The organism is Streptomyces sp. NPDC058221, assembly GCF_042882365.1.
In the GTDB taxonomy this organism is placed as follows: Bacteria; Actinomycetota; Actinomycetes; order Streptomycetales; family Streptomycetaceae; genus Streptomyces.
Genome location: NZ_JBHVWF010000024.1, coordinates 46,335 through 57,136 on the forward strand (window position 1 = coordinate 46,335; position 10,802 = coordinate 57,136).

Annotated in this window: 10 protein-coding genes; 5 read left to right on the plus strand and 5 right to left on the minus strand. The window is 70.8% G+C overall.

The annotated features are described in order from the left end of the window. Positions 1–110: 110 nt before the first annotated feature. The 3 genes from ACFVW8_RS11010 to ACFVW8_RS11020 all read left to right on the plus strand — a co-directional run bounded on the left by ACFVW8_RS11010 (position 111) and on the right by ACFVW8_RS11020 (position 2,284). Positions 111–920, plus strand: a complete 810-nt coding sequence (locus ACFVW8_RS11010; protein WP_389688377.1) for an SGNH/GDSL hydrolase family protein — start codon at positions 111–113, stop codon at positions 918–920. A gap of 314 nt (positions 921–1,234) precedes the next feature. After that, on the plus strand, positions 1,235–1,498 hold the full coding sequence (locus ACFVW8_RS11015; protein WP_389688379.1) for a hypothetical protein: 264 nt from the start codon (positions 1,235–1,237) through the stop codon (positions 1,496–1,498). Positions 1,499–1,675: 177 nt separating this feature from the next. Further along, entirely contained in the window at positions 1,676–2,284 is a 609-nt protein-coding gene (locus ACFVW8_RS11020; protein ID WP_389688381.1) for a TetR/AcrR family transcriptional regulator, read from the plus strand. A 57-nt stretch (positions 2,285–2,341) separates the two neighbouring features. Here the strand turns inward: ACFVW8_RS11020 and ACFVW8_RS11025 are convergent, their stop codons facing one another. Both ACFVW8_RS11025 and ACFVW8_RS11030 read right to left on the minus strand, forming a co-directional pair. Beyond that, positions 2,342–3,145 (minus strand): ABC transporter permease, encoded by an 804-nt coding sequence (locus tag ACFVW8_RS11025; RefSeq protein ID WP_389688426.1) that lies wholly within the window; start codon positions 3,143–3,145, stop codon positions 2,342–2,344. A gap of 29 nt (positions 3,146–3,174) precedes the next feature. Then, the gene (locus tag ACFVW8_RS11030) at positions 3,175–4,152 is read right to left on the minus strand and encodes an ATP-binding cassette domain-containing protein (RefSeq protein WP_389688383.1); all 978 of its coding nucleotides are present in this window, start codon (positions 4,150–4,152) and stop codon (positions 3,175–3,177) included. 63 nt (positions 4,153–4,215) lie between these two features. Between ACFVW8_RS11030 and ACFVW8_RS11035 the strand changes: the two genes are divergently transcribed. Beyond that, positions 4,216–4,926: a TetR/AcrR family transcriptional regulator gene (locus tag ACFVW8_RS11035; RefSeq protein WP_389688385.1), complete on the plus strand. Its 711-nt coding sequence runs from the start codon at positions 4,216–4,218 to the stop codon at positions 4,924–4,926. Between the two features lie 25 nt (positions 4,927–4,951). Here ACFVW8_RS11035 and ACFVW8_RS11040 read toward each other — a convergent pair whose 3' ends face one another. The 3 genes from ACFVW8_RS11040 to hmgA form a co-directional block, all read right to left on the minus strand. Continuing rightward, positions 4,952–6,169: a type ISP restriction/modification enzyme gene (locus tag ACFVW8_RS11040; RefSeq protein ID WP_389688387.1), complete on the minus strand. Its 1,218-nt coding sequence runs from the start codon at positions 6,167–6,169 to the stop codon at positions 4,952–4,954. A 187-nt stretch (positions 6,170–6,356) separates the two neighbouring features. After that, a complete protein-coding gene (locus ACFVW8_RS11045) occupies positions 6,357–7,142 on the minus strand; it encodes a GntR family transcriptional regulator (RefSeq protein ID WP_389688389.1) in 786 nt (261 codons plus the stop codon). Between the two features lie 44 nt (positions 7,143–7,186). Continuing rightward, entirely contained in the window at positions 7,187–8,515 is a 1,329-nt protein-coding gene (gene hmgA, locus ACFVW8_RS11050; RefSeq protein ID WP_389688391.1) for a homogentisate 1,2-dioxygenase, read from the minus strand. 122 nt (positions 8,516–8,637) lie between these two features. Here hmgA and ACFVW8_RS11055 point away from each other — a divergent pair. Continuing rightward, positions 8,638–10,802: right-handed parallel beta-helix repeat-containing protein (locus tag ACFVW8_RS11055; RefSeq protein ID WP_389688393.1), on the plus strand; the 2,165-nt coding region annotated here is incomplete at its 3' end.

Below are 10,802 nucleotides of genomic sequence, written 5' to 3' on the forward strand. Positions count from 1 at the left end.
GGCGCGAAACGGTCATCCGATGGACTTGGCATGCACACTTCCGGAATGGCTGCCCCTGCTGCTACCACATATGTGGCAGAGATCCTGCTGGTCGGTCCAAGGGAGATTCAATGAGAATGTCCAGACTCGTGGCGTTGTCGTCCTCGCTCCTGTTCGGTGTTGTCGTCGCCCTGACCGGGGCGGCCACCGCGAACGCCGCTCCGTCCGTCCAGGCCGTCGACTATGTCGCCCTCGGCGACTCCTACTCCTCGGGTGTCGGCTCGGGCAGCTACATCAGCTCCAGCGGGGACTGCAAGCGCAGTACCCTCGCCTATCCCTCGCTCTGGGCGGCGGCCAACTCGCCCGCCTCGTTCGCCTTCACCGCCTGCTCGGGAGCCCGCACCGGCGATGTGACCGCCAATCAGCTGGGCCCGCTCGACTCCTCGACCGACCTCGTCTCCCTCTCCATCGGCGGCAACGATGCCGGATTCTCCGACGTCATGACGACCTGCGTCCTCCAGTCGGAGGCCACCTGTCTCGACCGGATCGCGGCCGCCCGCAGCTATGTGGACTCCACGCTGCCAGGCAAGCTCGACACGGTGTATGACGCGATCAGTGCCAAGGCTCCGTCCGCCCATGTCGTCGTCCTCGGCTATCCGCGCTTCTACAAGATCGGCGGCAGTTGTGTCGTCGGTCTGAGTGACACGGTGCGCGCCGCCATCAACGGCGCGTCCGACTACCTGAACGCTGCCACCGCCAAGCGTGCGGCCGACCACGGCTTCACCTTCGGTGATGTCACGGGGAAGTTCACCGGGCACGAGATCTGCTCGGGGAGTGCCTGGCTGCACAGCCTCAACTGGCTCGACATCGGCGAGTCGTACCACCCCTTCGCCGCCGGACAGTCCGGTGGCTATCTGCCCGTCCTCAACGCGGCCGCCTGATGGCCGCCTGATCGCAGCCTGACGGCCTCCGGCGGCCCCTGACGCCCTCTTCCGTCATCCGGCTCCCATCTGTCCGCCGGTGGAGGCCCCGGAGGTCTGGGGTCTTCGCCCGGTGGGCCGCACATGGAACGGCGTCGGGGTGTCCGGTCCCTGATGATCTGTCCAACTCGCCCTGGAATCAGGCATATTCGGAAAACGGTCGTCAACCTCCGTATGTGTGTGCTCAATCCTGCGCCCGGGATACACGCGTGTCGTCGCGGGGGGATAGGGTTAACCTGCCCGGGTCGGGTGCCCTCGTACGGGTGGGGAGTGACATGGAACAGATAACGATGCACAGCAGGGCGCGAGTGCCTGCCATTACATGCGGGAGCGGTGCGACGAGTTCGCGCCTCGACCGTCATCTCGCAGTGCTGGGCGGCCCTGTCGTCCCGCAGCGCGAGTCCGCCGAGGCAACGCTGCTGATGCGCGAGCTGACCTCGCGCGACGCCGCGCACAGGCGTCGGAGCAAGAGTGCGCGGGTCTCGCTCTTCGCGCCGCTGCGCCGTCTGCGGCGCTCGCTTTTCGGCAGCCGCCGCTGACCCGACAGCCCCGGTTCAGGTATCGCGCTGCTGCCCGCTCTTCCGTCATCCCCGGAGCCGGCAGTGGCGCGTCGCCATGTCTGCGTGGGGCCGCTGCCCGAGCAGTGCCGGGATACCGGTTCGCGGCAAGGCGGGTGTCGAGGTAATTCGGTGCCGAAGTACTTCTAGACTGGCCGCATGCACGAGAAGCGAGCCGCGCGCCTGAGCCCCGACGAGCGAAGGGCGCAGTTGGTGTCGATTGGCGTGGACATGCTCGCCGAGTGCTCGCTGGACGAGCTCTCCACCGACGATGTGGCGCGCCGCGCCGGGATCTCCCGGGGGCTGCTCTTCCACTACTTCGACTCCAAGCGCGACTTCTACCGCTCCGTGGTGCGCCAGGAGTGCGACGACTTCGCCGCAGCCACGGAGCCGGACCCCACGCTGGAGCCCGTCCCCTGGCTGCGGTCGTTCATCGCCGGATTCGCGGCGTACGTCACCGAGCACCGCAAGGTCTACCTCGCCCTGGTCCGTGGGGCCGCGGGCAGTCATCCCGCCGTGGAGGACATCGTCGAGTCCACACGTGCCACCCTGGCCCGCCGGGTCGAGGAGGGGCAGCGGCGGCTCGGGATGCCGGATTCGCCGCGGCTGCTCGTCGCCGCCCGGGCCTGGATGGCCTTCGCCGAGGAGGCCGTCACCAGCTGGCCGCTCGACGAACCGGATGCGCATAGGGAGCTCGGCGCTTTTCTGGAGTCGAGCTTCATCTGTCTGCTGGGTGCGCTCGACCGGCCGGCCGCGCTGGCCGGCTGAGCGCGCTCCGTCCGGATGCGGGCCGGCCGCGCTGCCCGGTCGAGAGCTGTCCGTCCCTCACTCGCCGCCGCGCGCGTACCGGCGCACGGACAGCGGTACGGCGACCGCGAGCAGCACCGCCGACCAGAGCAGCGTCCCGGCCACCGGATGGGCGACCGGCCAGGCGGCGTCGGCCGCCGGTGCGGTGTTGCCGACGAGGTCGCGGACGGCCGCGGCGGCGGCGCTGATCGGATTCCACTCCGTCAGGATGCGCAGCCAGTCCGGCTGATTGCCGGTCGGGATGTACGCGCTGGAGAGCAGCGGCAGGATGAACGTGGCGGCGCCGATCTGGCCGGCCGCCTCCTCGTTCCGGATCAGCAGCCCGAGCCAGCATCCCACCCATGAGGTGGCGAACCGGAACACCAGGAGCAGTCCGAACGCCCCCATCGCTGCAGCCGGGCCGCCCTCGATCCGCCAGCCGACCGCGAGTCCGACCAGGACCAGCGGGATCATGCCGACGGCCGTGGTCAGCAGATCGGCCGCGGTCTGCCCGAACGGCACGGCGGACCGGCTCATCGGAAGCGTGCGGAACCGGTCCATCACACCCCGGTGGCAGTCCTGGGCCGACTGGAACATCCCGGTCATGATGCCGTTCGCCGCGGTCGCCGCCAGCAGTCCCGGCACCAGGAACGCGCGGTACTCCTGGCCGGGCACGGCCAGGGCGCTGCCGAAGACGTACCCGAAGAACAGCAGCATCGTGATCGGCATGGTCTGGGTCAGGATCAGCACGCCCGGTGCCGCCTTGATCCGTTGCAGATGGCGGCCCAGGACGGCCAGCCCGTCCGCGACCGGTGTGCTCGCGATCCTCCCGGTGCCCGTCATGGGCCGCTCCGACGCGAGTGCGTTGCCGCTCATGCCGCCATCTCCTTCTTCGGTGGGGCTGCGGGACCGCTGTCGCGACCGGTCAGCCGGAGGAAGACCTCGTCGAGGGTGGGCGGACGCAGACTCGCGTCGATCACCGCCGCACCCGCCGCGTCCAGCTCGCGCACGATCCGGGGCAGCGTGAGTGCGGGGTCGGAGGCGACCACGCCCACCGTGCGGTGCTCGTGGTCCAGGACCGGCTCGGAGCCCGTCAGCCGGTCCAGCACCGCGGCGGCCGGGACGAGCTCCGACGGATGGCCGACAACCACCTCGGCGTAGCTGCCGATCTGCGCCTTCAGTTCGGCTGGGGTGCCCCGGTGGGCCGCCCGGCCGCTGTCGACGAGCACGATGTCGTCGGCCAGCTGATCGGCCTCGTCCAGATACTGCGTGGTGAGCAGGACCGTGGTGCCGGCTCCCGCCAGCTCCCGTACCGCGGTCCAGATCTGGTTGCGGCTGTGCGGGTCGAGGCCGGTGGTCGGCTCGTCCAGGAACAGCACGTGCGGCCGGGTCAGCAGACTGGCGGCGAGGTCCAGCCGGCGCCGCATGCCACCGGAGTAGGTGCGGGCCGGACGGTCGGCCGCTTCGGTCAGTTCGAAGCGTTCGAGGAGTTCGTCGCTCCGGCTGCGCACGGCCTCGCCGCGGAACTTGAGGAGCCTGGCGAAGAGTCGCAGATTCTGCCGGCCGGACAGCTCACCGTCGACCGAGGCGCTCTGCCCCGTGACGCCGATCGCCGCCCGTACCGCGTCGGCCTCACGCGCCACGTCGTGACCGGCGACCCGGGCGCTGCCGCCGTCGGGTGCGGTCAACGTGGTGAGTACCCGGACAGCGGTGGTCTTGCCCGCGCCATTGGGCCCGAGCACTCCGCAGACGGTTCCTTCGGCCACGGCCAGATCGAGGCCGCGCAGGGCCCGTACCTCGCCATAGTGCTTTTCCAGACCTTCACTAAGTACGGCGTACGTAGTTGTCATGCCGTAACCGTACCGCACTACGTACGGCGTACGTAACTACCATGGTGGTCGAGGTGGTGATCAATGGTGGGGCGACCCGCTGTACCCGAAGTGATCTGGGCGCGCCCCGAGCGGGCGGGCCGCGGGCCCACGCCCGCGTTCAGCCGTGCGGACATCGCGGCAGCCGCCGTGCGCATCGCGGACGCGGACGGCCTTGACGCGGTGTCGATGCGGAAGGTGGCGGCCGAGCTGGGCTGCGGCACGATGTCGCTGTACAACTACGTGCCACGCAAGGAGGACCTGTACGAGCTGATGCTCGACGCGGTCAGCGGGGGCTACGACTATCCGGAGCCCTCCGGTGACTGGCGCGCCGACATCCTCGCCCTCGCGCACCAGGCCCGGGAGATGATGCACCGCCACACCTGGGTGCCGCGGCTGATGTCACCCGTGTACGGGTTCAGCCCCAACGCCCTGCGCTACCTGGAGTACACGCTGAGTCTGCTGGACGGGATCGACACCCGGTTCGGCGAGAAGATGGAACTCATCGCCATGGTCAACGGCGTGGTCACCACGTACGTCGCCAACGAGATCGCCACGGCGGAGCGCAGCCGCTCGCTGCCCTGGACCGAGGAGCAGGAGCAGGCCGCCCGTACCGGCTATCTGATCAGCCAGATCTCGACGGGCAAGTATCCGCGGATGGCGGAGGGGTTCGCCGAGGACCCCGGGCCGATCGACCTGGAGGGGGTCTTCGACCGGGCGCTCAACCGGGTGCTGGACTCGTTCGACCCCCGCTGAAGCGTGTCCTCGGGGTCAGCCGCCGTCACAGCAGTGCGAACTGGCCGTCCGGGCCCTCCTCCTGGTGGTCGAGCACCGAGGCGGGCCGCCGGGCCGCAGCTGCCACCGGCAGCACGCCCGTCGCCCGCAGCTCCTGGGCGCCGATCCGGGGGCCGTCCGCCAGTTCGTCCTGCTGGGGGCGCAGTTCGGCGAGCAGGGCGAGCAGTGTGATCAGCTCCAGCAGCTCGGACGTCCACTCCTGCGGCCAGACCCGTGGCCGCACGGCCTCCAGACCGTCCGTCCCGGCCACCGTCGTGCGCCGTTCGAACCACAGCTCCAGCATGCGTACGCCACCCACCCGGAACTCCCACGCCCCGGCGGGCACCGGTGAGATGCGGCCCGTGCCGAGGGTCAGCACCTGTTCCTCGGGGTCGTACGAGAGGGCCGAAGGCGCGGGTGGCACCGCGGCCCGCACATAGGGCCGGCGTCCGCCGGGCAGCCGCGGCCGCTCCCCGCCGCGGGCCCCGCGCAGCTGGAGCCGGAGCAGCTCCCGCCCGAGCTCCACCCCGGCCGACCAGCGCGCGGTGTCGGCCGGCAGCGGCACGACGGAGCCGGCCGGGGAGTGCCGGGCCGCCGCGAGGATCCACGCCAGCACGGACTCCGCGGAGACCGCGTCCCCGTGCCGGCCGCGCAGCAGGGCGAGCAGCCCGGGTGCCAGATTGGGTTCGAGACCGCCGGGCCGCCGGTACAGCGGGCGGATCCGGCCGGGGCGGCCGGCGGGGGAGTGGCCGTCGGGGAGCAGCGCCGTCACGGAGAGGGCCGGGCCGGTGTCCTGGGGGATCCTGCCGTGCTCGACCGCGAAGAGCTGCTGTCCGTCGGCGACCCGCCACAGTTCGGGCCGGGCGGCGTCTATCAGCCGGTGGTCGGGGAGCAGCCACTGCTCGTCGAACGGCCCGTGCAGGATCCGTACCGGTTCGGGGCAGGGGCCCGGGTCACGGGCGAACCGGCCGGTCCCGGTGGTCTGTCCGGGCAGGGCGGCCACCGGAGTCCGCGGCGTGCGGGAGCGGGTGGGTCCGAACAGCCGCTCGCGCTCGGCGTCGCCTGCCCGCACGAGGCGTTCCCAGCGGGCCCTGAGCGATGCCGCGTCCGGGGCCGTCACCCAGGGGCGTCCGGTCCGCAACGGCCGTACGGACCAGGGCATCAGGTCGTCGAGGAGCGGACTGTCCGGGCGTTCGCCGGAGCCGGCCGCCGCCGGGTCTGCCACCGTGTCGTCCTCCCCGGCGCCACGTCTGCCGCCTTCCCAGGCATCGTAACCGCGCAGCGGGAGCCCGCGTCAGGGCGCCTGTGCCGCGCGGGCCGGCGGGGCGAACGGCGGTGGCGTCGGTTCGAGCGGCGTCGGTTCGGGGCGTCGGTTCGGGGCGTCGGTTTGAGCGGCGTCGGTTCGGGTGGCGTCAGTTCGCCTCCACCGTGACCGAGAAAGAGAACCGGTCGCCCCGGTAACGGATCTGCGCCACATCGATCACCCGGCCGCTCCCGTCGTACGTCACGCCCGTGTAGTACAGGATCGGGCTGACCAGCGGGACCTTGAGCAGCTCGGCGGTGACCGGGTCGGCGAGCCGGGCCTCGACCGTGTCGGTGATTCTCGCGATCCGGACGCCGACGCGGTCGCGCAGCACCTTGGTCATCGGCCAGCGTTCGAGATCGGCCGGGTCGAGCTCCGCCGCGACCTCCGGATGGATCCAGTTCCGGGCCCAGTTGGTGGGCTCGCCGTTCTCCTCGTCGCACCGCAGCCGCCGGTAGCCGACGACCTCCGCGCAGCCGGGGAAGAACTCCGCGACATCGCCGGGCACAGGGGCCGGACCGTGGTCGAGCAGAGTGGTCCGCTCACCCGACTGCTGGGCGACGATCGCGTCGATCGAACCGAGCAGCCGGACCGGCGACACCCGGCGGGCGCGCGGCTCGATGAACGTGCCGCGCCGCCGGTGCCGGCTGATCAGCCCCTCGGTCTCCAGTTCCTTGAGCGCCTGGCGCATCGTGAGGACGCTGACGCCGTAGTGGACGGCGAGCTGTTCCTCGGTCGGCAGCCGCAGCGTGGCGTCCTGGGTGCGGCCCAGTATCGATGCGCGCAGCGACTGCGAGACCTGGTACCACAGCGGCAGTTTGCGGTTCAGGACCAGTGAGTCGGGCGCGAAGGCGGTCCCCTGGGGCGCGGGGGGCTTCAGCGGGGTCTGCGGCACCGTGGGTCACCTGCATTCGTCGTCGCCGGCTCTTTCGGGGGCCGTCACGGCCTGAAGTTGCGGCTCAGACCCTGCCACACGTCGTCATAACCGTGCTGAAGGTGCCCGGCGGCGGCCGCCTGCCCGGTCGCCGTGACGGGCCAGCGGGTCTCGAACATGAAGGCCAGACCGTCGTCGATCTTCTGCGGCTTCAGTTCCGCCGAGCTCGCCCGGTCGAAGGTCTCCCGGTCCGGGCCGTGCGCCGACATCATGGTGTGCAGCGAGCCGCCGCCGGGGACGAACCCTCCCTTGCCGGCCGTCTTCGCGTCGTACGCGCCCTCGATCAGGCCCATGTACTCGCTCATCACATTGCGGTGGAAGTACGGCGGCCGGAACGTGTTCTCGCCGACCAGCCAGCGCGGCGCGAACACCACGAAGTCGACCCCGGCCAGACCGGGGGTGTCCGACGGCGACGTCAGCACCGTGAAGATCGACGGGTCCGGGTGGTCGTAGCTGATCGAGCCGATGACGTTGAACCGGTGCAGGTCGTAGACGTACGGGGTGTGGTTGCCGTGCCAGGCGACCACATCGAGCGGCGAGTGGTCGTACGTCGCCGACCAGAGGTTGCCGCAGTACTTGTTGACCACCTCGACGGGGCGCTCCACGTCCTCGTACGCGGCGACCGGTGCGAGGAAGTCCCGTGCGTTGGCGAGGCCGTTGGCGCCGATCGGGCCCAGCTCGGGGAGGACGAAGGGCTGGCCGTAGTTCTCGCAGACGTAGCCGCGTGCGGTCGCGCCGAGCAGCTCGACCCGGAAGCGGACGCCGCGCGGGATCAGCGCGACATGGCCCGGCTCGGCGCGCAGCAGGCCCAGTTCGGTGCGGAGCAGCAGACCGCCGTGCTCGGGGACGATCAGCAGCTCGCCGTCGCTGTCGCTGAACACCCGGTCGGTCATCGGGGCGTTGGCGTGGTAAAGGTGCACCGCCATGCCGCTGCGGCTGGTCGCGTCGCCGTTGCCGCCCAGCGTCCACAGGCCGGACAGGAAGTCCGTGCCGGGCGCGGGCTCCGGGAGCGGGTCCCAGCGCAGCCGGTTGGGGTCCGGGACGGATTCGGTGAACGGGGCGGTGCGGACAGCGCCGTTGTCGATCCGCACGAACGGCGGGTGGGCGGCGGAGGGGCGGATCCGGTAGAGCCACGAGCGGCGGTTGTGGGCGCGCGGTTCGGTGAAGGCCGAGCCGCTCAGCTGCTCCGCGTAGAGCCCGAGGGGCGCGCGCTGCGGCGAGTTGCGGCCGTGCGGCAGTGCCCCCGGCACCGCCTGGGAGCTGTGCTGATTTCCGAAACCCGCGGAATGCTCCAGCCCTTCCGCCGTCTTCCTCGCCTGCTCGGTGCCGCTCATGTGCGCTCCAGGTGCCGAAGGATTCCTATGGGTAACCGTAGGAATCAAAAGAGGGTGAGTCAACGGTATTTGTGGCGCACAGGGGGGTTCCATAAGTTGAACAATGCTCTACTCTCCGGCACATGTCGTGGACACGTAGACTTTTGGTGGTCCTGGCGGCGTTCGCGGCCGCCCTCCTCGCGGCCCCGGCCGCCCAGGCGCACGAGGAACGTCCGGTCACCCTGCCCGACGGAACCGGCAGCGTCCCCGTGTACCGGACCGGCGAGCCCGATCTCCTGGTCTGCAAGACCGACCGGGCCGACTTCGAACACCGGGTAGCGGGCTTTCCCGACGCCCTGCGGACCAGGAACCTGAAGCTCTTCGACCGATGCCAGAAGTCGGGCTACCGCCATCTCCAGCAGGCCGTCGACGCGGTCACCGGGCCCGGCAGGAACATCGCGATCCTGCCCGGCCTCTACGAGGAGGAGCCATCGCTGCCGGCCCCGGCCGGGGAGTGCAGCCGGCTGAAGGCCCCGAACTCCCAGCTGGGCTACCAGATCCTGAGCTACGCCCAGCAGGCGAAGTGTCCGCACAACCAGAATCTGGTGGCGATCCTCGGCAAGAAGGACCTCCAGATCGAGGGCACCGGCGCCGAGCGCACGGATGTCGTCATCGATGCCAAGTACCGCAAGCTCAACGCGATCCGGTCGGACGGTTCCGACGGTGTCTACTTCAAGAACTTCACCGCCCAGCGCACCACCTTCAACTCGCTGTACGTCCTGGCCCAGGACGGCTTCGTCATCGACGACGTGCTGACCCGCTGGAACGACGAGTACGGCTTCCTGACCTTCGCCAGCGACCACGGCCTCTACAAGAACTGCGAGTCGTACGGCAACGGCGACTCCGGCATCTACCCGGGCAGCGCGTCGGACATCAACGACGGCTACGGCTACGAGGTCCCGCGCTACTCGATCGAGATCACCGGCTGCCACAGCCACCACAGCATGGTCGGCTACTCCGGCACCGCCGGTGACTCCGTCTACGTCCACGACAACGAGTTCGACCACAACATGGGCGGCGCCTCGATGGACAGCGCCTTCCCCGGCCACCCGGGGCTGCCGCAGAACCACGCCCGCTTCGAACGCAATCTGATCCACGACAACAACGCCGACTACTACCCGTACGTCGCCGACGGCACCTGCGCCAAGCCTCCGGTCGAGCGCGGTTACGAGAACGGCGTGGTCTGCCCGCAGATCTCCATGCCGCCGGGCACCGGCATCATCACCGCGGGCGGCAACTGGAACATCTACGAGAACAACTGGATCTACGGCCAGCAGCGCGCCGCCTTCTTCCTGAGCGCCGTCCCCGCCTTCATCCGCGGCGAGAGCGTCCTCGGCAAACAGACCGACACCTCGCACCACAACCGGTACGCGGACAACCACCTCGGTACGGACAAGGCGGGCAACGCACACCCCAACCGCACCGACGTGTGGTGGGACGGGCAGGGCGACGGCAACTGCTGGCAGTCGGACACGGGAGCCTCCACGCCCCGCTCGCTGCCCGCCTGCAAAGACGCACGCGGCGCGGTCACCGGCAGCACCGACCGGCTGGTGGGGGAACCCGTCAAGCTCGCCCAGCTGCTGGTCTGCGCCGACTACAACGTGCAGGCGCGCCGGCTGCCGGCCGGCTGCGACTGGTACGGGGCGCGCGGCATCGAGCGTGTCGAGGTGCAGGCGGCCCTCGGTATCGCCGTGGTGCTGGTGCTGGTCGGCGGGGTGCTGTGGTGGCGCAGGCTCCGGCCGAGCAGGCTCGCCACCGGGGCCACGGTCCTCGGACTCATCGGCCTGGGGCTGGACGTGGCCGGCTCGACCATGGGGCTCGCCTCCTCGTACCTGCCCGCCGTCGCCCTGCTGCTCACCGGGCTCTGGTGGACGGGCATCGGGCTGGTGCTGCGGCGTGAGCGGCCCGGACTGGGCTGGACCACGGTGGCGCTGGGCGGCCTGACGCTGCTGGACGCGCTGGACAAGGGCGTGTTCATGATCCCGTGGATCCCGCTGAGCCCCGCCTGGGTGCGGGGACTGCTCGGCGTGGTCTGGTTGGTCTGGGCCGTGGTGGCCGCCGCCCGCCACGGAGAGCTGGAGGCCGGGGCGGCGGCTCCGGGGGCGGAGGACCGGGACGCGGGCGCGGGCCGGGACGCGGAGCCGGGCGCGGGTGGCAACGCGGGTACGAGCCGGAACGCGGTGACGGGCCCCGCGCCGGACCCCGTCCCGGACACCGGCACTGCTCCAGCACCGCCCACGCGCGGAGA